This window comes from Streptomyces sp. NPDC051310 (assembly GCF_044455245.1).
Lineage (GTDB): Bacteria > Actinomycetota > Actinomycetes > Streptomycetales > Streptomycetaceae > Streptomyces.
Map to the genome: position 1 here is coordinate 111269 of NZ_JBITEO010000007.1, position 22242 is coordinate 133510.

Genomic DNA, 22242 nt, shown 5'->3' on the forward strand with positions numbered 1-22242 from the left:
GGCGCTCGGTACGCGCGGCGCGGCGGCCGGGCGCTCGGTACCCGGTGCACGGCGGCGGTACGCGGAAGCGAGGCGTGCGCGGGTGCGGCCGGCCCAGGAGGCGGCGCCGGGGCTCAGTCCGCCCGCGGGGGGCGGGGGGCGTCCGCGATCTGCTCGTGGTGCCTGATCACTTCGGCGATGATGAAGTTCAGCAGCTTCTCGGCGAACGTCGGGTCGAGCTTCGCGCTCTCCGCGAGGCGGCGCAGCCGGGCGATCTGGCGGGCCTCGCGGGCCGGGTCGGCCGGGGGCAGGTGGTGCCGGGCCTTGAGGTGGCCCACGCGCTGGGTGCACTTGAAACGCTCGGCCAGCATGTGGACGACCGCGGCGTCGATGTTGTCGATGCTCTCGCGCAGCTCGTTCAGTTCCGCCTGGACGGAATCGTCGATGCCGTCGATCTCGCTGGTGCTCATGAGGGGCGAGCTTAGACGGGTCCGGTGCCGATCGTCGGCGGGTGTTCGGGATCTGGGACCCGGGTGCTCCACCCGCCGGGCACCGTACGCCCCTGCTGCTCGCGGAAGCGGACCGGCGCGGTGCCCACGCGGCGGGCGAACAGCCGCGAGAAGTACGCCGGGTCGTCGTAGCCGACGCGGCGCGCCACCGCGGCGACGGGCAGCTCGGTGCCGGCGAGGAGCTCCTTGGCGCGCCCGAGGCGGATGCCGAGGAGGTAGTCCTTGGGGGTGCACCCGGCGCCGCGGCGCACCGCCGTGCGCAGCTCGGCGGGGGTCATGCCGTGGCGGGCGGCGTGCTCGGCGACCGACAGCGGCCGGCAGGCGTCGCGGGCGAGGGCGTCCAGGACGGGGTCGCCGTCGGCGGTGGTGCCGGCGCGGGCGCGGCGCAGGGCGACCAGGAGTTCGTGGACGGCGGCGGACGTCTCCACCTCGAGGAGCGGGTTGCCGTGCCGGGCCGCCCGCGCGATGCGGCCGATGACGGAGCGGGCGGGGCCGGCGTCGCCGAGCGGGACGAGGGGGCGGTCGGGCTCGATGTAGCCGAGTTCGGTGTAGGTGGCGGTGACGGGGCCGGTGAAGTCGACGAACCCCTCGTCCCAGCCGGTGGCCGGGTCGGGTGCGTAGTGGTGCGGGACGCCGGGGGTGAGCCAGAGCAGGGCGGGCGCGGTGACGGTCAGGCGCCGCCCGTCGGGGCAGCGGTACCAGCCGCTGCCCGCGGTGATCACGACGGCGACGTGGTGGTCGAGGGTGCGGGGGCCGACCGTGGGCAGGGTGCCGTGCTGGAGGCCGACGCCGAGGCAGACCAGGCCCAGGCGCCGGTGCTGGGGGCCGGGCGTGAAGAAGCGCATCCAGGTGTGGTACATCCTTCGGCCTCCCTGACCCCCGTGTCCGCGTCGTCCTCGGGTCCACACAGCGCTGCATCTTTGTCCATGGACCGGCCTGCCGCCAGAGGGCGAGGCTCGGGTCGCGGGACGTGACCGGAAGAGGGGTGGGGCCGTGGCCGGGTTCGCGGTGGGTGACGAGGATTTCCTGCTGGACGGGCGGCCCGTGCGGCTGCTGTCGGGTGCGCTGCACTACTTCCGGGTGCACGAGGAGCAGTGGGACCACCGGCTGGCGATGCTCCGCGCGATGGGCCTGAACTGCGTGGAGACGTACGTCCCCTGGAACCTGCACGAGCCGGAGCCCGGCCGGTACCGGGACGTGGAGGCCCTGGGCCGCTTCCTGGACGCGGTGCGGGAGGCCGGTCTGTGGGCGATCGTGCGGCCGGGCCCGTACATCTGCGCCGAGTGGGATAACGGGGGGCTGCCGCACTGGCTGACGGGCCGGCTGGGGCGGCGGGTGCGGACGGGGGACGCCGCGTACCTCGGCCATGTCACCCGCTGGTTCCGCTCGCTGCTGCCCCAGGTGGTGGCGCGGCAGATCGACCGCGGGGGCCCGGTGCTGATGGTGCAGGCGGAGAACGAGTACGGCAGTTGGGGCTCGGACCGGGGCTGTCCGCGGTACGTCGCCGATCTGCTGGGGGCCTGCGGGGTGACCGTGCCGCTGTGCACGTCGGACGGGCCCGAGGACCACATGCTCACCGGCGGGTCGGTCCCGGGCGTCCTGGCCACGGTGAACTTCGGGTCGGGGGCGCGGGAGGCCTTCGAGGTGCTGCGGCGCCACCAGCCGCGGGGGCCGCTGATGTGCATGGAGTTCTGGTGCGGCTGGTTCGGCCACTGGGGGGACGGGCACGCCGTGCGGGACGCGCGGGACGCGGCGGCGGCACTGCGGGAGATCCTGGAGTGCGGGGCGTCGGTCAACGTGTACATGGCGCACGGCGGCTCGACCTTCGGCGGCTGGGCGGGGGCGAACCGGGCGGGTCCGCTGCACGACGGACCGCTGGAGCCGACGGTGACGTCGTACGACTACGACGCGCCGGTCGACGAGGCGGGGCTGCCGACGGCGAAGTTCTGGGCGTTCCGGTCGGTGCTGCAGGAGTACGCGGCGGCTCCGCTGCCGGACGTGCCCCCGCCGCCCGCGCGGCTGGCGGCGCCGGTGCGGGCCGCCGCGGTGGAGTGGGCGCCCCTGGACGGCGTCCTGGAGGCGCTGGGCGACGAGGAGCGGAGCGGTCCGGTGCCCCCGGACTTCGAGGAGCTCGGCGTGGACCGCGGGCTGGTGCGCTACCGGCTGCGGGTACCGGGGCCGCGGCGGCCGTACCCGCTGTCGGTGTCGGGACTGCGCGACCGTGCGGTGGTGTACGTGGACGGGGTGCGCGTGGGCGTGCTGGATGCGGGGGACGCGGTGCTCGCGGAGCCGGTGGCGGGGCCGGCGGCGGTGGAGCTGTGGGTGGAGTCGCTGGGCCGGGTGAACTACGGGCCGCGGCTCGGGGAGCGCAAGGGCATCACGGGCGGGGTGCGGCACGAGCGCCAGTACGTGCACGGGGTGCTGGCGCGGGGGCTGCGGCTCGACGCGTTCACGGCGGAGGGGGTGGCGGAGGTGCCGTTCACGCCGTGCACGCCGCTCACGCCGGCGACGGGCGCCGGCGGGCCTGCGGGTCCGGGAGGGCCGGGGCTGTACCGGGCGGTCGCGGAGGTGTCCGGGCCGGGGGACGCGGCGCTGGAACTGCCGGGCTGGACCCGGGGGTTCGTGTGGGTGAACGGCTTCTGCCTGGGGCGGTACTGGCACGTGGGCCCGCAGGAGTCGCTGTTCGTGCCGGGCCCGGTGCTGCGGCGGGGCGCGAACGAGGTGTGGGTGCTGGAGGTGGAGGGCGCCGCGGGTGGCTGCGTACGGCTGGCGCCGCGGCGGGCGCAGGAGGGGCCGGTCCCGGTGGAACGGCCCCTCCCCCGGTCGGCTAGAGCGTGGCGGCCGCGGACTTGATGGCGGCGGCGAAGGTGGACACCTCGGTGTAGACGCCGGGGTAGCCGGGCCGTGCGCAGCCCTCACCCCAGCTGACGATGCCTACCTGGATCCACGCCCCGGCGTTGTCCTTGCGGAACATGGGGCCTCCGGAGTCGCCCTGGCAGGTGTCGACACCGCCCTGGGCGTAACCGGCGCAGATCTCCTCGCCCGGCACGAGGTCGTTGCCGTACGACTGCTGGCAGCTGGCGTCGGAGACGAACGGCACCTGTGCCTTGAGCAGGTAGCGCTGCTGGCTGCCGCCCTCGCGGGCCGCGCCCCAGCCGGCGACGGTGAACGTGCCGCTGTTGTACGCCGTGGTGGTGGCGATCGGCAGCGTGGGCAGGTTGATCGGGCGGGCGAGCTTGATCAGCGCCCAGTCCTTGCCCTTGCCGTTGTAGCCGGGGGCCTGGAGGACCTTGGTGGACTTGACCTTGATGGCGCTGGCGCTCTGCAGATCCACGACACCGGCGGTGGCGGTGATGCTCGTGTTGTTCCCGGATCCGCTGACGCAGTGGGCGGCGGTCAGGACGATCTGCTGGGTGTAGAGCGCGCCGCCGCAGCCCATGGAGAGCCGGACCATCCACGGGAACTCGCCCTGCGCGGCGCGGGTGCCGCCGACGACGGGCTGGGGGGCGGCCTGGGCGGAGGAGAGGGGCTGGAGGCTGATCGCGGCGAGTATCACGGCACCTGCCGCCGCGCATCTCTTGAACGTGCGAAGAAGCTTGTTCAACTGTCTGCCTTTCGTGGGGGGTTGTGCCTTGCGCGCGAGACGGCCCGGTGCCACCCGGCAGTTCGGTGACATGGGCTCGTCAAGGCGTGGCTCCGATTGTCCGGAGGTGATCTCGGGCGCCACAAGAGCGTCTTTTCGGCCACCCGGCCCCTCGCCCGCCCCTGGCCCGCCCCTCACCCGCACAGCGCGCATACCTCACATGCCGCGCACACCGCCCATGCCGCATACGCCGCGCATACCGCCCGTACGTGCCGCCGTACAGTTGAAGCAGGTCGGCTCGGCGTCGTGCTTGGGGGTACGGGACGTGGCGAACGGCAATGTCGGCAGCGAGGTCGTGCACGGCTACCCGCACCTCGCCACCGTGCGGGCGGCGATCACGGCGGTGTACCGGCGGCTGAGCACCGAGGGTCTGTACGCCTACGGCACGAGTGTCGCCCCCGCGGACGTGGCCTTCGCGGACGCCGACGACCTGCACCTGGGGGCGCAGCGGGTGGCGCACGCGCTGGTGCAGCAGCTGCGGCTGCCGGAGGCGCGGATGATCGTGAGCTTCCGGGAGATGGAGCACGCGGCGAGCGTCGAACTGGCTGCCGGGCCGGAGTACTTCATCGAGCTGAACGACCGCTTCCGCACCCACCGGCGGGACATCGGGGCCGCGCTGGCCCACGAGATCACGCACGTGCTGCTGCACCGGCTGGGCCTGAGCTTCCCGGGGACGCGGGACAACGAGATCCTGACGGACACGGTGACGACCTACCTGGGCGCCGGGTGGCTGCTGCTGGACGCCTACCGGGAGGACGGCGTGACGAGCCAGAAGCTGGGCTACCTCACGCCGGAGGAGTTCGGGTACGTCCTCGCCAAGCGCGCGCTGGCGTTCGACGAGGACCCGTCGCCGTGGTTCACCAGCCCGCAGGCCTACACCGCGTACACCCGGGGCCGCGCGGAGGCGCTGTGCGACGGCCGCCGGCCCCCGCTGACGGCCGCGGGCCGGGTGGGCCGCCACCGGTACGCCAAGGACCGGCGCGCCGCGCAGGACCGACCGGGCGCCCGGCCCGCCGCGCCTGCCGCCCCCGAGGTGCCGTACGCCTTCGAGGGCGGCGGGCCCGGCGGCCCGGGGCTGCGCGTCTCCTTCCCGTGCCCCACCTGCCACCAGCGCATCCGCGTCCCGGTCCGGGGCCGGGTGCGCGCCCGGTGCGGGCTGTGCCGGACGGTGCTGGAGTGCGACACCTGAGACGCCGCGGCCGCCGGGTGCCCCGCCGGCGGCGGTGAGCGCCGGCGGCCCCGGCCGTCCGTCAGCAGCCGTGGTCGACCAGGTCGAAGGACGCGTAGTGGTCGGCCGTGTAGTAGTGCTCCTCCGGCGCGCCCGTGACGACGCGGCGCGCGCCGCGGTCGGGGGAAACGGGGGTGGCGACGGTGTACTCGCGGTAGTAGCCGGTGTCGTGGCGCGGCAGGATCCCCTCGCGGTTCTCGAAGACGTCGCCGTCCTCGGGGTGGGGGTAGGGACCGCCGGAGTCGATCAGGTCGAGGGTGTCGTGGGCCTGCGCGGGCAGGGCGGACAGGCAGACGTCGCCGACGTCCTGCCGGTCGGGCCGTACGGGTGCGCTCGCGGCGGCCGGGCCCGCGAGCAGCGCGGGCAGCAGGGCGGTGGCGGCGGCGAGCATGCTGATACGCGGGGGGATGCGCATGGGCTCATCCTGGCGGCGAACACCCGTGCGCCGGGGCCACGTTGACGCGATCCGCACGTTTGGGCGGAACGGTGAACGCGGCCTTCACCGGGCGCCGCGGGTGCCGCCGCCCCGGACGCGGCTGTCCCCGGGCGGCGGGTGCCGGGCCGCTCCGGACGCGGCTTCCACCGGGCGCCGCGGGGCCGCCCCCGAGCGCGGCCTTCACCGGGCGCCGCGGGTGCCCCCGGGCGGGACGGCGTCCGCGGCCCGGCCCGGCGGGGCCGCGTCCGGGCGCGCGCGGGCCGGCGCGCCGTCGCGCGCCAGCAGGCCGCCCAGGGCGGTGCGTTCGTGCAGGACGGACTTGCCGGCGCGGACGGTGGTGATCAGGCCCGCGGCGCGCAGGGCGGCGGTGTGGGCGGAGACGGTGGCGTCGCTGACCCGCAGCCGCCGGGCGAGCCCGCCGGTGGTGTGCTGCTCGGCGAGCAGCAGCAGGATGTCCAGGCGGGTCCGGCCGAGCACCCCGGCCAGCGCTTCGTGCGTGCCGCCGGGGCCGTACGGCGTGGGCGGCGGCCCCGTACCGGCGGGGTAGGTCACGCCGAGGGGGCCGCCGGGCGGTTCGGCGAGCAGCGGGCGGCCGGTCCAGTGGAAGGTCGGCAGCAGGACGAGGCCGCGGCCGTTCAGTGCGATGTCCTGGTCCCCCGGGGCCGCCTCCCCCGCCGCCTCCCACTCCCACACCCCGCCGCGCAGCCGGCTGCCCGGGACGAGCTCGGTGAGCGCGGCGCCGACGCCGTGCTCGGCCACGGTCACGGCGTGGCGTGTGAACTCCGCCCGGTGCAGGTCCCGCACCACCTCCCACACCGGGCCCAGGACCGTGCCGAAGGCCGCGCTCTGCGCCCGGCGCAACCGCTGCCAGGCGTCGGTGTCGCCCCGGTGCAGGCCCCGGACCCACGGCGGGGCGGGAGCGGCGTGGTGGGCGTACGCCCGCTCCAGCTCGGAGCGTACGAAGGCGGGCGGGGCCGCCCGTACGCCGTCCAGCGCGTCCTCCAGGCCGTCGCCGAGCACATCGAGGAAGCGCGGCGCCACGGCCGCGGGCACCAGGTCGGCCAGCGGTGCGGCGGCGGCCGGCAGGGAGCGGAGCAGCCGCTGCCGCCAGTGGCCGAGGAGCAGGTCGCCGCCGGGGCGGAACAGCTGCATGAAGGCCGCGTTCAGCTCCTGCAGCGGGGCGGGGCGGGCGGGGAACCGCACCCGCGCGAAGTCGTCGGCCGTGAGGTGGATCCGGATCACTGCGCTCCCCCGGCGGCTGTGCGCCATCCTTTCGGGCAGGGCCTCGATGATCGCCCGTGCTCCGCGTCGCCCGCCAGCATGCACCACACGACACCGGCGTACGACGCACGAGGAGAACATCATGTCCGGAGGCACCATGGACCGGCGAACCGTGACCAGGTCGGCTGCCGTACTGGCGGCCGCGCTGCTGAGCGGCGGGGCCGGCGCGACCGCGCAGGCACGGGCGTGCGAGGCGGCACGGGCGGGGACGCGCGACGCTGCCCCGGCGGGGGCGCGCGGGCCGTCGCGGGCGGGGACGCGCGACGCGGCACGGGCTGCCGGCGAGGACGTCGTCCTGACGCTGCCGGCCCCGACCGGCCGCCACCGGGTCGGAGTGACCACGCTGTACCTGGTCGACCGCGACCGGCGCGATCCGTGGGCGCCGGAGGTTCCCGTACGGGAGGTCATGGCCACCGTCCTCTACCCGGCCCGCACCGTGCGGGGCTGCCCGCGGGCACCGCAGATGACGCGGGGGGCCGCGGAGTTCTTCGCGGGGTTCGTCCCCGCTCACCAGCACCCCGAGCTGCCGAAGGCGGGGGTGGACTGGGCGGCGACCCTGACCCATGCCCACACCGGCGCCCCCGCGCAGCCCGTGCGGCGGCCGGTGGTGCTGTACAGCCCCGGTGGCGGTGACGCCCGCACGTTCGGCACCGGGGTCGCCGAGGAGCTGGCGAGCCACGGGTACGTGGTGGTGACCGTCGATCACCCCGGGGACGCCAGCGAGGTCGAGTTCCCCGGCACCACGGCGTACCGGGACGACCCCCTGCGCACCACCGTCTTCCGCGGTGACCCGCGGACGGACCCCGGGCTCTTCCGCACCATGATCGAAACCCGTGTCGCGGACGTCCGGTTCGTCCTCGACCGGCTGGCGGTCCTGGCGGCCGGCGGCAACCCCGACGCCGCCGGGCGTCCGCTGCCGGAGCATCTCGGCAGGGCGCTGGACCTGCGCCGGGTGGGCGTCTACGGCCACTCGGCGGGCGGCACCACCGCGGCCCAGGCGCTGTACGAGGACCGCCGCATCGCCGCGGCGATCGATCTTGAGGGCTATCTGGACCATCCGGCCCGGACGCCCGGCGGGGCGGGAGAACTGTTCCCGGTCGCGCGGGACGGGGTGGACCGGCCGCTGCTGCTGGTGCGTACGGACGGCTTCCGCCACGGGCAGGCCCTGGAGCCCTCGTGGTCGGCGGTGGCCGCCCGCTCGGGGGGACGCGTCCGGCGCTGCCGCGTCGACCGCGCCGGCCACGCGGTCTTCACCGACTACGCCGCCATCGCACCGCAGTTGCAGGCCGCCGGGCTGATGAGCTCCGAGGACCGGGCCGGACTGGTCGGCACACTGGAGCCCGCCGTGTCGGTGCCCCTGGTGCGCGACCGGGTGCGCGGCTTCTTCACCCGGCACCTGGGGAGGCCGGGCCTCGTCTAGGCCCGGTCGGGCCAGGGGTCCGGGGCCGCGGCCGACGCCGGGCCGCGGGCCGGGGCAGCGGTGGGGCGAGGCCGTGGCCAGAGGAAGCCGAAGCCGGTGGCGCGCACCGCGAGGCGGCGCATGGCGCCGTACGGCTCGTCGGGCCCGTACGCCCCGCCCGGCCGCGGCTGGGCGCGCAGGCTCAGGCCCCGGCGCCCGAGGCCGCGCAGGAAGAACGGCAGGCCCGCCGCCCACATCAGCGCCGCCGCGACGAGCCCGCCCAGCAGGAAGGTGCCCGAGCCCGAGACGTGGAGCGTGGGCCGCAGCGCCGTGCTGAACCAGGACACCAGCCACAGCATCAGCGCGCTGCCGGCGACGGAGCCCAGGGCGAGGAACGGCAGCGTCCGGAGCACCATTCGCCGCAGGGCGGGCCACCCCAGGTCGTGCCAGAGCGTGAACCCGGTGCCGAGCAGGGAGAACAGCACGGCGAGCGCCACCATGACGAGGAGGGTCCGCCACCACGCGCCGGCGTCCGGCCGGATGCCGTCGAGCACCGCCGTCAGGAGCCACAGCACCCCGAAGCACACGGCCAGGCGGCCGAGCCGGCCCACCGCGCCCTGCGCCCTGCCTGCCGCCGTGAGCGGACCGCGCAGTGCGGTGAGAGCCATGCCCAGCAGCAGGTCCGCCAGCGCGACGACCACCAGGGGCCGGGCGCCGGAGATGCGCAGGGGGAGGTCCAGCAACCCGCACACGGCCTCCGCCAGCCACCACAGGAAGGGGGCCGCCACCACGACGCCGCCCACCATGGCGGCGGTGACCGTGCAGCCCACCGCCCCCTCGTGACGGCGTACGGCGCCGACGCGCCCCAGCCGGGGCAGTCCGTGCTTCAGCGCCAGGACCGGCAGATGGGCCAGCCTCGCCAGTGCGAGCACGATGAGCACGACCGCCGCCTGCCGGCCGGCCGGGCCGTCCAGTTCCACCCCGCGGGTGACCTGTGCCGCACCCCATGTGGAGGCGCTGCCCGCGACCAGCCCCCACACCGCTTTCGTCGCCCGTTCCCGCATCTGCGTCCGCATCTGCGCCCCCTCGCACTTCGTACGGGATGTGCACGTACGGCCCCCTCGTACGGGCCACCTCCTGCGGGCCCGTTCGCACGGGCCTCCTCCTGCGGGTCTCCTCCTGTGCCCTGCCCGCCCCTGCGCCTCCCCCATGCTGAGGGTCCCGCCCGGCCCTGTGAAGACGCCGTGCGGGACGCCGTGCGCGGTGTGCCGGGTGTGAGCGGTGCGCCGGGTGTGGGCGGTGCGCGGCCGGGCGGCTACGTCGTGCCGTAGACGGGGAGCGGCTTCTGCGCCGCGGCCAGGAGGGAGCGGGCGGCCTGTCCGGCGGCGGCGGGGGTCCAGCGGCCGGGCCGGTCGGCGGTGGGGCCGCGGCGCCAGCCGTCCATGACGGTGATGCGGCCGGCCTCCGCCTCGAAGACGCGTCCGGTGACCCCCTCGCACGCCGGGGAGCCGAGCCAGACCACGAGCGGTGAGACGTTCCCGGGTGCCATGGCGTCGAAGCCGCCGTCGGCCGGAGCGGCCATGGCGGCGGCGAAGGTGCGCTCGGTCATGCGGGTGCGGGCGGCGGGGGCGACGGCGTTGACCTGGACGCCGTAACGGGCGAGTTCGGCGGCCGCGACGAGGGTGAGGGCGAGGACGCCCGCCTTGGCGGCGGCGTAGTTGGCCTGTCCGACGCTGCCGAGGAGCCCGGCTCCGGAACTGGTGTTGACCACGCGGGCCCGGGGGGTGCGGCCCGCCTTCGCCTCGGAGCGCCAGTGGGCCGCGGCGTGCTTGAGAGGCAGGAAGTGACCCGTGAGGTGGACGCGTACGACGGCGTCCCAGTCCTCCTCGCCGAGGTTGACGAGCATGCGGTCGCGCAGGAAGCCCGCGTTGTTGACGAGGGTGTCGAGCCCGCCGAAGGCGTCCAGCGCGGTGGCGACGAGCGAGGCTGCGCCGTCGGTGGTGGCGATGTCGCCGCCGTGTGCGACGGCTTCGCCGCCCGCGGCACGGATCTCCGCCGCAACCTCCCGCGCGGGGCTGTCGGCGGCCGGGGTGCCGTCGGGGCCGACACCCAGGTCGTTGACGACGACGCGGGCGCCCTCGGCGGCGAAGGCGAGGGCGTGGGCGCGTCCGAGACCCCGGCCGGCGCCGGTGACGGCGACGACGCGGCCCGGGCAGAGTCCGGCCGTGGGGTTCATGTCGGGTCTCCTTGGGGGCTGGCGGTCGCGGCGTCAAGGAACGCGGGGCGTTCGCCGCCGCCGTGGACGAGGAGCGAGGCGCCGGTGATGTACGCGGCACGGTCGGAGGCGAGGAAGACCGCCGCGTCGCCGGCGTCGGACGGCTCGGCGAGCCGCCCCAGGGGGACGGTGCGCGCGACGGCGGCGACGCCCTCCTCGTCGCCGTAGTGCAGGTGGGCGAGTTCGGTGCGGACCATGCCGAGGAGCAGGGTGTTGACCCGTACGCCGGGCGCCCACTCGGCGGCCATCGAGCGGGCCAGGTGGTCCAGGCCGGCCTTGGCCGCGCCGTACGCCGCCGAGCCGGGTGACGGGCGCGTCCCGCTCACGCTGCCGACCATCACGATCGAGCCGCGGGCGGCGTGCAGGTGCTCGTACGCGGCGAGGGAGGCGGTCAGCGGCGCGAGGAGGTTCAGCTCCACGACCCGCCGGTGCTGCTCGGCGCTCCCGCCGGCGAGCGTCCGGTACGGCGTGCCGCCCGCGTTGTTGACCAGGACGTCGAGACGGCCGTGCGTGGCCGCCACGTCCGCGAAGAAGTCCCGTACGGCGGCCGGGTCGCGCAGGTCGAGCGGGCGGAACGCAGCCCGGCGGCCGGCCGCCCGCACCGGCTGCGGCGGTGGTCTCCGGGCGCAGACCACCACCTGGGCGCCCGCCGCCAGGCAGGCCCGTGCGATGCCGGCGCCGACGCCGCGCGTGCCGCCGGTGACGACCGCGACCCTCCCGTCGAGCTCCATCCGCTGCTACCTTCCGCCTAACAAACGTTTGGTGGAAAGGTAGCTGATCGGCTCATGGGTGTCTCCACCACGAACCCCGCCGAGGGGGTCACGGTCGTCGAGGTCGACGTGCCGCCCGTCAACGCCCTTCCCGTGCGGGGCTGGTACGGGCTCGCCGACGCCGTGCGCGCCGCCGGGCATGACCCGGACACGCGCTGCGTGGTCCTCGCGGCGGCCGGCCGGGGCTTCAACGCGGGTGTCGACCTCAAGGAGTTGCAGCGGGACGACGCCGGCCGCACGGCGCTGATCGGCGTCAACCGCGCCTGCGCGGAGGCGTTCGCGGCGGTGTACGAGTGCGAGGTGCCGGTGGTGGCGGCGGTGCAGGGCTTCTGCCTGGGCGGCGGCATCGGGCTGGTCGGCAACGCCGACGCGGTCGTGGCCTCGCACGACGCCGTGTTCGGGCTGCCCGAGCTCGACCGGGGCGCGCTGGGCGCGGCCACCCATCTGGCCCGGCTGGTCCCCCGGCACCTGATGCGCGCCCTGTACTTCACCTCGCGGACCGCCACGGCCGCCGAGCTGCACGCCCACGGGTCGGTGTGGCGGGTCGTGCCGCGTGAGGGGCTGCGGGAGGCCGCGCTGGACCTGGCACGGGAGATCGCGCGCAAGGACGGGTACCTGCTGCGGCTCGCCAAAGCCGCGATCAACGGGGTCGACCCGGTCGACGTGCGCCGCAGCTACCGCTTCGAACAGGGCTTCACCTTCGAGGCGGCCCTGAGCGGGGTCGCCGACCGGGTTCGCGGCACCTTCGGGGCCGCCGGGACGGGAGAGGGCGGCCGGCCGTGACGGACAGGGCGACGAACCACCGGACCACGACGGACGGAACCATGGCGGACGGAACCGCCGGAGGCAGGGCCGCGGCCGAGAGGACCGGGAGCGAGCGGGCCGGGACCGGCAGGCCCCGGAGCGACGGGACCGGGAGCGACGGGACCGGGAGGGACGGGCCCGGGACCGACCGGGTCGCGAGGGGCAAGGTCATGACGGCGGACGAGGTCGTGGCGCGACTGCGCAGCGGCATGACCATCGGCATCGGCGGCTGGGGGTCCCGCCGTAAGCCCATGACTCTGGTAAGAGCGCTGCTCCGGTCGGAGATCACCGATCTCACCGTGATCTCGTGCGGTGGTCCGGACGTCGGCCTGCTCGCCGCCGCCGGCCGGATCCGCCGGCTCGTCGCCGCCTTCGTCACCCTCGACTCCATCCCGCTGGAGCCGCACTTCCGGGCGGCCCGCGAGAGCGGTGGTCTCGCCCTCACGGAGCTCGACGAGGCGATGTTCCTGTGGGGCCTGCACGCCGCCGCGAACCGCCTGCCCTTCCTCCCCGCCCGCGCCGGCCTCGGCTCCGGCGTCATGCGGGCCTTCCCCGGCCTGCGCACGGTCCGCTCCCCGTACGACGACGGCGAGGAGTTCGTCGCCGTCCCGGCCCTGCGCATGGACGCCGCTCTCGTCCACGTCAACCGCGCCGACCGCCTCGGCAACGGCCAGTACCTCGGCCCCGACCCGTACTTCGACGACCTGTTCTGCCGCGCCGCCGACACCGCGTACGTCTCCTGCGAGCAGTGCGTCCCGACCGCCGCCCTCACCGCCGACGCGGCACCGCAGACCCTGCTGATCCAGCGGCAGTACGTCACCGGCGTGGTCGAGGCGCCCAACGGCGCGCACTTCACCTCCTGCGCGCCCGACTACGCGCGCGACGAGGCGTTCCAGCGGCTGTACGCGTCCACGCCCTGGCCCGCGTTCGCCGGCCGGTTCCTGGCGGGCGGCGAGGGCGCCTACCAGGCGGCCGTCCGGGCCTGGCACGAGGAGGGGAAGTGACCGTGTCCCGCGCCGAGTACTGCGTCATCGCCTGCGCCGACGCCTGGCGCGGCGACGGCGAGGTGCTCGCCGGCCCCATGGGGCTGATCCCGTCCCTGGGCGCCCGGCTCGCCCGGCTCACCTTCTCCCCCGACCTGCTGCTCACCGACGGCGAGGCGCTGCTCGTACGGCCCGACGGCACGGTCGAGGGCTGGCTGCCCTACCGCGACCACCTCGCGCTCGTCACCGGCGGGCGACGGCACGTGATGATGGGCGCGAGCCAGCTCGACCGGTACGGCAACCAGAACATCTCGTGCATCGGTGACCGGTCCCGGCCCCTCCGCCAGCTCCTGGGCGTGCGCGGTGCGCCGGTCAACACCCTGAACCACCCGACCAGTTACTGGGTCCCCCGGCACTCCCCGCGCGTCTTCGTGGAGCGGGTCGACATGGTCTGCGGCATCGGGTACGACCGTGTCCCGCCGGGCTCCGCGCCCTTCCACCGCATCCCGCGCGTGGTCACCGACCTCGCCGTCCTCGACTTCGCCACGCCCGACCGTTCGATGCGGCTGGCCTCGCTCCACCCCGGCGTCACGGTGGAGCAGGTCCGGGCGGCGACCGGTTTCCCGCTCGCGGGCGGCGATGACGTCCCGTACACCCGGGAGCCGACCGCCGAGGAGCTGCGGATCATCCGGGAGGTCCTCGACCCGGACGGGGCGCGCGAGCGTGAGGTGCGGTGACCGTGCGGACGGCACTGACCGGGCTGACCGGCGTGAGGTACCCCCTCGTGCAGACCGGCATGGGCTGGGTCGCGGGGCCCCGCCTGGTGACCGCCACCGCCCGGGCCGGCGCCCTCGGGATCCTCGCCTCGGCGACGATGACGGCCGACGAGCTGCGGGCGGCGGTGCGGGAGGTGAAGTCCCGCACGGACGCGCCGTTCGGGGTGAACCTGCGGGCGGACGCGGCCGACGCCCGCGAGCGGGTCCGGATCGTCGTCGACGAGGGCGTCCGGGTGGCGTCGTTCGCCCTCGCGCCGTCGCGGGACCTCATCGCCGAACTGAAGGACGCGGGTGTGGTCGTGATCCCGTCCGTCGGCGCCCGCCGCCACGCCGAGAAGGTCGCGGCGTGGGGTGCGGACGCGGTGCTCGTGCAGGGCTCCGAGGGCGGCGGTCACACCGGCGGGGTGGCCACCTCGGTCCTGCTCCCGCAGGTCGTGGACGCCGTCGGCATCCCGGTGGTGGCGGCGGGCGGCTTCCACGACGGGCGGGGGCTGGTCGCGGCGCTGGCCTACGGAGCGGCGGGCATCGCCATGGGGACCCGTTTCCTGCTCACCTCGGACTCGCCCGTGCCCGGCCCGGTGAAGGCCGCGTATCTGGCGGCGACGGTCGACGACGTGACGCTGACGCGGGCCGTCGACGGGCTGCCGCACCGCATGCTCCGCACGGATTTCGTCGCCTCGCTGGAGCGGGCGGGCCGGGTGCGGGCCCTCGCGGCGGCGGTGCGGCGGGCGGCCCGCTTCCGCGCGCTGTCGGGCCTGTCGTGGCCCCGGATGGTGCGGGACGGGCTGGCCCTGAAGCGGGGGAAGGACCTGACCTGGAGCCAGATCCTGCTCGCCGCGAACACCCCCGTGCTGCTGCGGGCCGCGATGGTCGAGGGCCGCACCGACCTGGGCGTCATGGCCTCGGGGCAGGTGGCGGGGCTGATCGACGACCTGCCGAGCTGCGAGGAGCTCGTCCGGCGCGTCATGTCCGAGGCGCGGCAGGTGCTGGGCTCCCTGCCGGCGCCGGACGGGAGCGGGCCGTGACGTGACCGCCGGCGGCGCCGCGGCGCCCGGCCCGGCGGACGCGCACCCCGCACCTCACCGGCGCCATGCGCCACGCGTGACGCGTCACGCCCGATGCCACGCGTCACGCGTCACGCCCGGCGGACGCCCCGCCCGGCTCAAGGCCACGCCCTGGGGCCGCACGCCCGGCGGCGCGGCCCCGGGGCAGCACCGCCCCCGAGCGCCGGCCTCCGTCGAACGACCGCGACTACGACCGCGACCGAATATCGGCCTCCGTCAGGCGGCCGTGCGGCGTCCCCCGCGGGCGGCGCCGCCGGATCCGCCGGCGCGGTGGCGCCTGGGGCTCGCCTGGGTGCTCGCGCCCGCGCTCGCGCCCTGGCCGGCGCGGCGGGGCCGGCGCCGGCGGGCGGGCTTGTCGCCGCCCTGCGCGGACCTGGCCGCCGGGGCCGGCTGCGGCACCTCGATGGTGACCGGGACGCCGGACGGCTCGCGGGCGCCGGTCAGCCGGGCCAGCTCCTCGTCGGACGACTTCACCCGGGCGGCGCTCGGCGTGATGCCCGCGTGGGACATCAGCCGGGTCATGTCGCGCTTCTGGTCGGGCAGGACGAGCGTGACGACGCTGCCGGACTCGCCCGCGCGGGCGGTGCGGCCGCCGCGGTGCAGGTAGTCCTTGTGGTCGGTGGGCGGGTCGACGTTCACGACGAGGTCGAGGTCGTCGACGTGGATGCCGCGGGCCGCGACGTTGGTCGCGACGAGCGCGGTGACCCGGCCGTCCTTGAACTGCTCCAGGGTGCGGTTGCGCTGCGGCTGCGAGCGGCCGCCGTGCAGGCCCGCCGCGCGCACGCCGCTGGCGAGGAGCCGCTTGACCAGCCGGTCCACGGAGCGCTTGGTGTCCAGGAAGAGGATCACCCGGCCGTCGCGGGCCGCGATGCGCACGGTGACGGCCTTCTTGTCGGTCTCGTCGGCGACGTACAGGACGTGGTGCTCCATGGTGGAGACCGCGCCGGCGGAGGGGTCGACCGAGTGCACGACCGGGTCGGTGAGGAACATCCGCACCAGCCGGTCGATGTTCTTGTCGAGCGTCGCGGAGAACAGCATGCGCTGCCCGTCCGGCTCGACCTGCTTCAGCAGCGCGGTGACCTGCGGCAGGAAGCCCATGTCGGCCATCTGGTCGGCTTCGTCCAGGACGGTGACGGCGACCTGGTCGAGGCGGCAGTCGCCCCGTTCGATGAGGTCCTTCAGGCGGCCGGGCGTGGCCACGAGGATCTCGGCGCCGCGCCGCAGCGCGCCCGACTGACGGCTGATCGACATACCGCCGACGACGGTGGCGATGCGCAGCTGCACGGAGGTCGCGTACGGGGTGAGCGCGTCGGTCACCTGCTGCGCGAGCTCGCGGGTGGGCACGAGGACCAGCCCGAGCGGCGCCTTGCTCTCGGCGCGGCGGCCCGCCGTGCGGGCGAGCAGCGCCAGCCCGAAGGCGAGGGTCTTGCCGGAGCCGGTGCGCCCGCGGCCGAGGATGTCGCGGCCGGCGAGGGAGTTCGGCAGGGTGGCGGCCTGGATCGGGAACGGCTCGGTGACGCCCTGCGCGGTGAGCGTCTTCAGCAGCGCGGCCGGCATGTCGAGGTCGTCGAAGCCGGCGACCGGGGGCAGCGCGGGGGTGAGGGTCTGCGGCGGCGTGAACTCCCGCGGCGGGGGCGGGGACGCCGGTGCCGTGCTCTTCGCGCCGCGGCGCGACGTCGCTGCGCGGGCGGGGCGGTTGCGGGTGGTCGTGCGGTCGGGTCGGGTCATGCAGCAGCCTTTCTGGGCCTGAGGACAGCGCAAGCCGGGACCCGCACCTGCGACTGCATGGTGCGGGCCCCGGCTGCGGGAGTCGCGTCCGGCGATCAGGCGGGGAGGATGTTCTCCGCCTGCGGGCCCTTCTGGCCCTGCGTGACGTCGAAGGTCACCTTCTGGCCTTCCTGGAGCTCACGGAAGCCCGAGGTGGCGATGTTCGAGTAGTGGGCGAAGACGTCGGCACCGCCGCCGTCCTGCTCGATGAAGCCGAAGCCCTTTTCCGAGTTGAACCACTTCACGGTTCCAGTAGCCATGTTGTTCTCCTGAATGGTGTCGAGGGCCCCATCCGGAGATGCCGGAAACAAATGATGCGCCTGCGGAGCATTCCCGTCAGGCGCACACAAAGTTCATGGGTACCAAAACTGCAACTCGGAAACCGTAGCACGACCCGCGCCACTGTGCGGAGCCGGTCGAGTGAGCTGTGCCACGTCGGCCGGGGGAGGTGGGGGAAGACGGCCGGAGGTCGCTGCGCCACGTCGGCGAGGGCCGGGGGGGAGACGGCCGGAGGCGCCCGGAGGCCGACGCCCAAGCCGCGGCCCGAGCCCCGGCCCTCAGAGCCGCTCGATGATCGTCACGTTCGCCTGGCCGCCGCCCTCGCACATCGTCTGCAGGCCGTAGCGGCCGCCGGTGCGCTCCAGTTCGTGCAGGAGCGTGGTCATCAGGCGGGCTCCCGTCGCGCCGAGAGGGTGGCCGAGCGCGAGGGCGCCGCCGTTGACGTTGACCCGGGCGGGGTCCGCGCCGGTCTCCTTCAGCCAGGCGAGGACCACCGGGGCGAACGCCTCGTTGATCTCGACCAGGTCGATGTCGTCCATCGCCAGGCCCGTCCTTCCCAGGGCGTGGGCGGTGGCCGGGATGGGCGCGGTGAGCATGCGGATCGGGTCCTCGCCCCGCACGGAGAGGTGGTGGACGCGGGCGCGGGGGGTGAGTCCGTGGTCCGCCACCGCACGTCCGCTCGCCAGCAGCAGCGCCGCGGCGCCGTCGGAGACCTGCGAGGAGCAGGCGGCGGTGACGGTGCCGCCGGGCAGCACCGGCGGGAGGGCCGCCATCTTCTCGGGGGTCGTGTCGCGGCGCGGCCCCTCGTCGGCGGTGAGCGTGCCGTACGCCGTGATCTCGCGGTCGAAGCGGCCCTCGTCGGCCGCGCGTATCGCCCGCCGGTGGGAGATGAGCGCGTACTCCTCCTGGTCGCGGCGGGTGATGCCCCACCGACGGGCGATCATCTCGGCGCCGGCGAACTGGTTGACCGGCGCGTCGCCGTACCGGGCCCGCCATCCCCGCGAGCCGGCGAACGGCCCATCGGTCAGCCCCAGCGGTTCGGCCGCCTGCCGTGAGGCGTACGCGATGGGGATCATGGTCATGTTCTGGGTGCCGCCCGCCACGACGAGGTCCTGGGTTCCGGACAGCACCGCCTGGGCGGCGAAGTGCACCGCCTGCTGCGAGGAGCCGCACTGCCGGTCGACGGTGACGCCGGGCACCTCCTCGGGCAGCCCGGCGGCCAGCCATGCCGTGCGGGCGATGTCCCCCGCCTGCGGCCCCACCGCGTCGAGGCACCCGAACACGACGTCGTCGACGGCGGCCGGGTCGATGCCCGCGCGGGCCACCAGCTCGCGCAGGACGTGCGCGCCGAGGTCGGCGGGGTGGACGGCGCCGAGGCCCCCTCCGCGCCGTCCGACCGGGGTGCGGACCGCTTCGACGATGTAGGCCTCGCCCATGACGACTCCTTGTCGGGTCAGTTCCGTACGGCGATACCGTCCAGCACCATCGACAGGTACTGGCGGGCGATCTCCTCGGGGCTGTGCAGGCCCCCGGGGCGGTACCAGGACGCCGCGACCCACACCGTGTCGCGCACGAACCGGTAGGTGAGCCGGATGTCGAGGTCGGCGCGGAACACCTGCGCCGCCACACCGCGTTCCAGCGTGCCGAGCCAGGCCTTCTCGAACTTCCGCTGCGACTCGGTGAGGTACCGGAAGCGCGGCTGGGCGGCCAGGTGCCGGACTTCCTTCTGGTAGATGGCGACGGCGGCGCGGTGCCGGTCGATCTCCCGGAACGACTCGGTGACGAGCGCCTCGATGGTCTCCCGCGGTCCGAGCCCGGCGGCGAGGACGGCGTCGTACCCCGCCCAGAGCTCGTCGAGGAAGGCGGAGAGGATCTCGTCGACCATCGATTCCTTGGAGTCGAAGTGGTAGTAGAGGCTCCCGGCGAGCATCCCGGCCTCGTCGGCGATGCGGCGGACCGTCGTGGCGTTGTACCCCTGGGCGGCGAACACCTCGGCCGCCGTGGCGAGGATCTCGTCGCGCCGCAGCGGCGCGGCGGCGGTCACCTGGGTCTTCTTCTTGTTCGGCACGTGCCCATTCTGGGCCTACGCGTGCTGGCTGCTGACGGAGACGACCTCGCCGGTGAGGTAGGAGGCGTAGCCGCTGGCGAGGAAGACGATGACGTTGGCGACCTCCCAGGGCTCCGCCCACCGGCCGAACGCCTCGCGGGCGGTGAGTTCGTCCAGCACCCCGGCGGAGGTGACCTTCACCAGGTGCGGGTGCATGGCGAGGCTGGGGGCGACGGCGTTGACGCGGACGGGGTCCCCCGGGTACGCCGCCGCTTCGGCCGCCGCGCAGCGGGTGAGGGCCATGACGCCGGCCTTGGCGGCGGCGTAGTGCGCCTGTCCGGCCTGGGCGCGCCAGCCGAGGACGGACGCGTTGTTGACGATCACTCCGCCGCCGCCCTGGTCGCGGAGCAGCCGCAGCGCCGCGCGGGTGCAGCGGAAGGTGCCGTTGAGTGTCACGTCGACGACCCGTTCCCACTGCTCGTCGGTCATGTCGGCGAGCGGGGCGGTGCCTCCGAGTCCGGCGTTGTTGACGACGACGTCGAGTCTGCCGTGGCGGCTCACGGCCGCCGCGAAGAGCGCCTGGACCTGGTCCTCGCGGGTGACGTCGCACGGCAGCGCGGCGACGGCATCCGGCCCGAACTCCGCCGCGAGCGCCCGCCCGGCCTGCTCCAGGCGGCGCGGGTGGGTGTCGCTGATGAGCACCCGCGCGCCCTCCTCCAGGAGCCGGCGGGCGGTGGCGCCGCCGATGCCGGCGCCTGCGGCGGCGGTGACGACGGCGGTGCGCCCGGCCAGCAGACCGTGTCCCGCGACGTACTCGACGCTCCTCATGGCCGTACGCTAACCTGCCAAACGCTTGTTAGGGAAGGTGCTGGCATGGACCTGACGTACACCGGCGCACAGCAGGAGTTCCGCCGCCGGGCCCGGGCGTGGCTGGCGGCGCACGTACCGGAGGACCCCCTCCCCTCCCTGGAGACGCCCGAGGGCTTCGCCGCCCACCGCGCCTGGGAGGCGGAGCTGCACGCCGGCGGCTGGTCGGTGGTGTCCTGGCCGCGGCGGTACGGCGGCCGGGACGCCGGTCTCACCGAGTGGCTGCTCTTCGAGGAGGAGTACTGGGCGGCCGGTGCGCCCGGCCGCGTCTCGCAGAACGGCATCGGCCTGCTGGCCCCGACGCTCCTGGCCCACGGCACCGCGGAGCAGCGGGCGCGGATCCTGCCGCCGATGGCGGACGGCGGGACGGTCTGGGCGCAGGCGTGGTCCGAGCCGGAGGCGGGCTCGGACCTCGCCTCGCTCCGCTCGCGCGCGGTCCGCGCGGACGGCGGCTGGCTGCTGCACGGCCACAAGACGTGGTCGTCCCGCGCCGCCTTCGCCGACCGGGCCTTCGGCCTCTTCCGTACGGATCCGGACGCCCGGCGGCACCACGGCCTGACGTACCTGATGTTCGGCCTGCGCGCGCCCGGGGTGACGGTGCGGCCGATCGGGCGGCTCGACGGCCGGCCGGCTTTCGCCGAGCTGTTCCTGGACGGCGTCTTCGTGCCGGACGAGGACGTGATCGGCGCGCCGGGCGAGGGCTGGCGGATCGCCATGTCGGCGACGCGTGACGAGCGCGGCCTCACGCTCCGCTCCCCGGGCCGCTACCTCGCGGCCGCCGACCGTCTCGTACGGCTGTGGCGGGAGCGCGGCGAGGACCCGGGGCTGGGCGACCGGGTGGCGGACGCGGTGATCGGGGCGCGGGCGTACCGGCTGTTCGCGGCGGCGGCCGCGGCGGGCGGGACGGCCGCCGCGGAGTCCAGCCTGACCAAGCTCTTCTGGTCCGCGTACGACATCGCCCTGCACGAGACGGCCCTCGATCTGCTGGGCGGGGAGGGCGAGTTCGCGGACCACGCGTGGGCGGAGGGGTACACCTTCGCGCTCGCCGGGCCCATCTACGCCGGGACGAACGAGATCCAGCGCGACATCGTCGCCGAGCGGCTGCTCGGCCTGCCGAAGGGCCGCCGCTGATGCGCTTCCGGCTCACCGGGGAGCAGCAGGCGTTCGCCGGCTCCCTGCACGCCCTGCTGTCGGCCTCCGCCGTCCCGGCCGCCGCGCGGTCCTGGGCGGCCGGGGACGCGCGCCCCGGCCGGGCGCTGTGGTCGCGGCTGGCGGGGGCGGGGGTGTTCGCGCTGGCGGTCCCGGAGGCGTACGAGGGCGGGCTGGGCCCCCGGCCGGTCGAGGTCGCCGTCGCCTTCACCGAGCTGGGCCGCCACGCGGCGCCGGGCCCCCTGGTGGAGACGGTCGCGGCCGCGGCCCTGCTCGCGCGGCTCGCGGAGCGGGGCGGGGACGGCCCGGCCCGGCGGCTGCTGCCGCCCCTGGCCTCGGGTGCGCTGACGGCGACCCTCCCGTCCGCGCACGGCTGGGCCCTGGACGCCGACACCGCCGGCGTGACGCTCGTCGCGGACGCCGCCACCGGGGAGCTGCGCCTCGCGCCGGGCCACGGGCCGGTCCGCGCCTCCGCCGACCCCGTGCGCCGCCTCGCGCGCCCGTCACCCGGCGGGGAGCTGCTGGCGGCGGGGCCGCAGGTCGCGGAAGCGGCCCGGTACGCGGCGGACTGGGCCGCGCTCGCCACGGCCGCGCAGTCGCTCGGCGTCGGGTACGCGCTGCTGGACCGGACCGTCGCGTACGTCGGACAGCGCACCCAGTTCGGCGCGGCCGTCGGCTCCTTCCAGGCGGTCAAGCACCGGCTGGCGGACACGCTGCTGGGCCTGGCGTTCGCCCGGCCGCTGCTCCTCGGGGCGGCGCTGTCCCTGCGGACCGCGGACATCGCGGCGGCCAAGGCGGCGGCGGGCGACGCGGCGTACGCGGCCGCCCGCACCGCGCTCCAGCTGCACGGCGCCGTCGGCTACACCGATGAGCTGGACCTCGCGCTGTGGCTGCGCAAGGCGCGCCCGCTGCGCGCCGCGTGGGGGGACCCCGCGTGGTGCCGCCGGGAGGTCCTGGCCGACGCGGGGTGAGGGAGCCGTAGGCTG

General features: G+C 75.8%; 22 protein-coding genes. 9 read left to right on the top strand and 13 right to left on the bottom strand.

Features of this window, described 5'->3' with window-relative positions; all coding sequences use genetic code 11:
- Positions 1–113 precede the first annotated feature (113 nt).
- Both ACIA79_RS12705 and ACIA79_RS12710 read right to left on the bottom strand, forming a co-directional pair.
- On the bottom strand, positions 114–449 hold the full coding sequence (locus tag ACIA79_RS12705) for a chorismate mutase (RefSeq protein WP_399428209.1): 336 nt from the start codon (positions 447–449) through the stop codon (positions 114–116).
- Between the two features lie 11 nt (positions 450–460).
- Positions 461–1348 (bottom strand): helix-turn-helix domain-containing protein, encoded by an 888-nt coding sequence (locus tag ACIA79_RS12710; RefSeq protein ID WP_399428210.1) that lies wholly within the window; start codon positions 1346–1348, stop codon positions 461–463.
- A gap of 133 nt (positions 1349–1481) precedes the next feature.
- Between ACIA79_RS12710 and ACIA79_RS12715 the strand changes: the two genes are divergently transcribed.
- Positions 1482–3341, top strand: a complete 1860-nt coding sequence (locus ACIA79_RS12715) for a beta-galactosidase family protein (protein WP_399428211.1) — start codon at positions 1482–1484, stop codon at positions 3339–3341.
- Here ACIA79_RS12715 and ACIA79_RS12720 read toward each other — a convergent pair.
- On the bottom strand, positions 3316–4092 hold the full coding sequence (locus tag ACIA79_RS12720) for a S1 family peptidase (protein ID WP_399428212.1): 777 nt from the start codon (positions 4090–4092) through the stop codon (positions 3316–3318). The genes ACIA79_RS12715 and ACIA79_RS12720 overlap by 26 nt on opposite strands.
- A gap of 304 nt (positions 4093–4396) precedes the next feature.
- On the opposite strand from ACIA79_RS12720, the gene ACIA79_RS12725 reads away from it, so the two are divergent.
- Complete coding sequence (locus tag ACIA79_RS12725; protein WP_399428213.1) at positions 4397–5320, top strand: hypothetical protein; 924 nt, start codon at positions 4397–4399, stop codon at positions 5318–5320.
- Positions 5321–5381: 61 nt separating this feature from the next.
- Here ACIA79_RS12725 and ACIA79_RS12730 read toward each other — a convergent pair whose 3' ends face one another.
- Together ACIA79_RS12730 and ACIA79_RS12735 are read right to left on the bottom strand one after the other, a co-directional pair.
- Entirely contained in the window at positions 5382–5774 is a 393-nt protein-coding gene (locus tag ACIA79_RS12730) for a ribonuclease domain-containing protein (RefSeq protein WP_399428214.1), read from the bottom strand.
- Positions 5775–5975: 201 nt separating this feature from the next.
- Positions 5976–7037 (bottom strand): ArsR/SmtB family transcription factor, encoded by a 1062-nt coding sequence (locus ACIA79_RS12735; protein WP_399428215.1) that lies wholly within the window; start codon positions 7035–7037, stop codon positions 5976–5978.
- A gap of 121 nt (positions 7038–7158) precedes the next feature.
- On the opposite strand from ACIA79_RS12735, the gene ACIA79_RS12740 reads away from it, so the two are divergent.
- Entirely contained in the window at positions 7159–8496 is a 1338-nt protein-coding gene (locus tag ACIA79_RS12740) for an alpha/beta hydrolase family protein (RefSeq protein WP_399428216.1), read from the top strand.
- Here the strand turns inward: ACIA79_RS12740 and ACIA79_RS12745 are convergent.
- From ACIA79_RS12745 to ACIA79_RS12755, 3 genes are all read right to left on the bottom strand, one after another.
- Positions 8493–9551, bottom strand: coding sequence for a hypothetical protein (locus ACIA79_RS12745; protein WP_399428217.1), 1059 nt, complete (start codon positions 9549–9551; stop codon positions 8493–8495). The genes ACIA79_RS12740 and ACIA79_RS12745 overlap by 4 nt on opposite strands.
- A 239-nt stretch (positions 9552–9790) precedes the next feature.
- Entirely contained in the window at positions 9791–10711 is a 921-nt protein-coding gene (locus ACIA79_RS12750; protein ID WP_399428218.1) for an SDR family oxidoreductase, read from the bottom strand.
- Positions 10708–11481 (bottom strand): SDR family oxidoreductase, encoded by a 774-nt coding sequence (locus ACIA79_RS12755; RefSeq protein WP_399428219.1) that lies wholly within the window; start codon positions 11479–11481, stop codon positions 10708–10710. The genes ACIA79_RS12750 and ACIA79_RS12755 overlap by 4 nt, the downstream gene beginning before the upstream one ends.
- Before the next feature lie 54 nt (positions 11482–11535).
- Here ACIA79_RS12755 and ACIA79_RS12760 point away from each other — a divergent pair, with 54 nt between their 5' ends.
- The 4 genes from ACIA79_RS12760 (at position 11536) to ACIA79_RS12775 (ending at position 15108) form a co-directional block, all read left to right on the top strand.
- Positions 11536–12303, top strand: a complete 768-nt coding sequence (locus ACIA79_RS12760) for an enoyl-CoA hydratase family protein (protein ID WP_399428220.1) — start codon at positions 11536–11538, stop codon at positions 12301–12303.
- A gap of 191 nt (positions 12304–12494) precedes the next feature.
- On the top strand, positions 12495–13328 hold the full coding sequence (locus tag ACIA79_RS12765; RefSeq protein WP_399428221.1) for a CoA transferase subunit A: 834 nt from the start codon (positions 12495–12497) through the stop codon (positions 13326–13328).
- The gene (locus tag ACIA79_RS12770; protein ID WP_399428222.1) at positions 13325–14044 is read left to right on the top strand and encodes a CoA-transferase subunit beta; all 720 of its coding nucleotides are present in this window, start codon (positions 13325–13327) and stop codon (positions 14042–14044) included. Before ACIA79_RS12765 ends, ACIA79_RS12770 begins: the two co-directional genes overlap by 4 nt.
- A 2-nt stretch (positions 14045–14046) precedes the next feature.
- A complete protein-coding gene (locus tag ACIA79_RS12775; RefSeq protein WP_399428223.1) occupies positions 14047–15108 on the top strand; it encodes an NAD(P)H-dependent flavin oxidoreductase in 1062 nt (353 codons plus the stop codon).
- 255 nt (positions 15109–15363) lie between these two features.
- On the opposite strand, the gene ACIA79_RS12780 is transcribed toward ACIA79_RS12775, so the two are convergent.
- The 5 genes from ACIA79_RS12780 to ACIA79_RS12800 form a co-directional block, all read right to left on the bottom strand.
- Positions 15364–16875, bottom strand: coding sequence for a DEAD/DEAH box helicase (locus ACIA79_RS12780; protein ID WP_399428224.1), 1512 nt, complete (start codon positions 16873–16875; stop codon positions 15364–15366).
- Between the two features lie 95 nt (positions 16876–16970).
- Entirely contained in the window at positions 16971–17174 is a 204-nt protein-coding gene (locus ACIA79_RS12785; protein ID WP_005318814.1) for a cold-shock protein, read from the bottom strand.
- Positions 17175–17471: 297 nt separating this feature from the next.
- Positions 17472–18629 carry an acetyl-CoA C-acetyltransferase gene (locus tag ACIA79_RS12790; RefSeq protein WP_399428225.1) on the bottom strand — a complete coding sequence of 386 codons (1158 nt, stop codon included), beginning with the start codon at positions 18627–18629 and terminating at the stop codon, positions 17472–17474.
- A gap of 17 nt (positions 18630–18646) precedes the next feature.
- Positions 18647–19261 (bottom strand): TetR/AcrR family transcriptional regulator, encoded by a 615-nt coding sequence (locus ACIA79_RS12795; protein WP_399428226.1) that lies wholly within the window; start codon positions 19259–19261, stop codon positions 18647–18649.
- Between the two features lie 15 nt (positions 19262–19276).
- On the bottom strand, positions 19277–20068 hold the full coding sequence (locus ACIA79_RS12800; protein WP_399428227.1) for an SDR family oxidoreductase: 792 nt from the start codon (positions 20066–20068) through the stop codon (positions 19277–19279).
- 45 nt (positions 20069–20113) lie between these two features.
- Between ACIA79_RS12800 and ACIA79_RS12805 the strand changes: the two genes are divergently transcribed.
- Entirely contained in the window at positions 20114–21238 is a 1125-nt protein-coding gene (locus ACIA79_RS12805; protein WP_399428229.1) for an acyl-CoA dehydrogenase family protein, read from the top strand.
- Positions 21238–22227 (top strand): acyl-CoA dehydrogenase family protein, encoded by a 990-nt coding sequence (locus tag ACIA79_RS12810; protein ID WP_399428231.1) that lies wholly within the window; start codon positions 21238–21240, stop codon positions 22225–22227. Before ACIA79_RS12805 ends, ACIA79_RS12810 begins: the two co-directional genes overlap by 1 nt.
- The last annotated feature ends 15 nt before the right edge of the window (positions 22228–22242 follow it).

What these genes read in the sequence shown, in the direction of transcription:
- ACIA79_RS12705 (WP_399428209.1), bottom strand. Translation starts at nt 449, where the DNA reads ATGAGCACCAGCGAGATCGACGGCATCGACGATTCCGTCCAGGCGGAA.
- ACIA79_RS12710 (WP_399428210.1), bottom strand. Translation starts at nt 1,348, where the DNA reads ATGTACCACACCTGGATGCGCTTCTTCACGCCCGGCCCCCAGCACCGG.
- ACIA79_RS12730 (WP_399428214.1), bottom strand. Translation starts at nt 5,774, where the DNA reads ATGCGCATCCCCCCGCGTATCAGCATGCTCGCCGCCGCCACCGCCCTG.
- ACIA79_RS12740 (WP_399428216.1), top strand. Translation starts at nt 7,159, where the DNA reads ATGTCCGGAGGCACCATGGACCGGCGAACCGTGACCAGGTCGGCTGCC.
- ACIA79_RS12745 (WP_399428217.1), bottom strand. Translation starts at nt 9,551, where the DNA reads ATGCGGACGCAGATGCGGGAACGGGCGACGAAAGCGGTGTGGGGGCTG.
- ACIA79_RS12750 (WP_399428218.1), bottom strand. Translation starts at nt 10,711, where the DNA reads ATGAACCCCACGGCCGGACTCTGCCCGGGCCGCGTCGTCGCCGTCACC.
- ACIA79_RS12755 (WP_399428219.1), bottom strand. Translation starts at nt 11,481, where the DNA reads ATGGAGCTCGACGGGAGGGTCGCGGTCGTCACCGGCGGCACGCGCGGC.
- ACIA79_RS12760 (WP_399428220.1), top strand. Translation starts at nt 11,536, where the DNA reads ATGGGTGTCTCCACCACGAACCCCGCCGAGGGGGTCACGGTCGTCGAG.
- ACIA79_RS12765 (WP_399428221.1), top strand. Translation starts at nt 12,495, where the DNA reads ATGACGGCGGACGAGGTCGTGGCGCGACTGCGCAGCGGCATGACCATC.
- ACIA79_RS12780 (WP_399428224.1), bottom strand. Translation starts at nt 16,875, where the DNA reads ATGACCCGACCCGACCGCACGACCACCCGCAACCGCCCCGCCCGCGCA.
- ACIA79_RS12785 (WP_005318814.1), bottom strand. Translation starts at nt 17,174, where the DNA reads ATGGCTACTGGAACCGTGAAGTGGTTCAACTCGGAAAAGGGCTTCGGC.
- ACIA79_RS12790 (WP_399428225.1), bottom strand. Translation starts at nt 18,629, where the DNA reads ATGGGCGAGGCCTACATCGTCGAAGCGGTCCGCACCCCGGTCGGACGG.
- ACIA79_RS12800 (WP_399428227.1), bottom strand. Translation starts at nt 20,068, where the DNA reads ATGAGGAGCGTCGAGTACGTCGCGGGACACGGTCTGCTGGCCGGGCGC.
- ACIA79_RS12805 (WP_399428229.1), top strand. Translation starts at nt 20,114, where the DNA reads ATGGACCTGACGTACACCGGCGCACAGCAGGAGTTCCGCCGCCGGGCC.
- ACIA79_RS12810 (WP_399428231.1), top strand. Translation starts at nt 21,238, where the DNA reads ATGCGCTTCCGGCTCACCGGGGAGCAGCAGGCGTTCGCCGGCTCCCTG.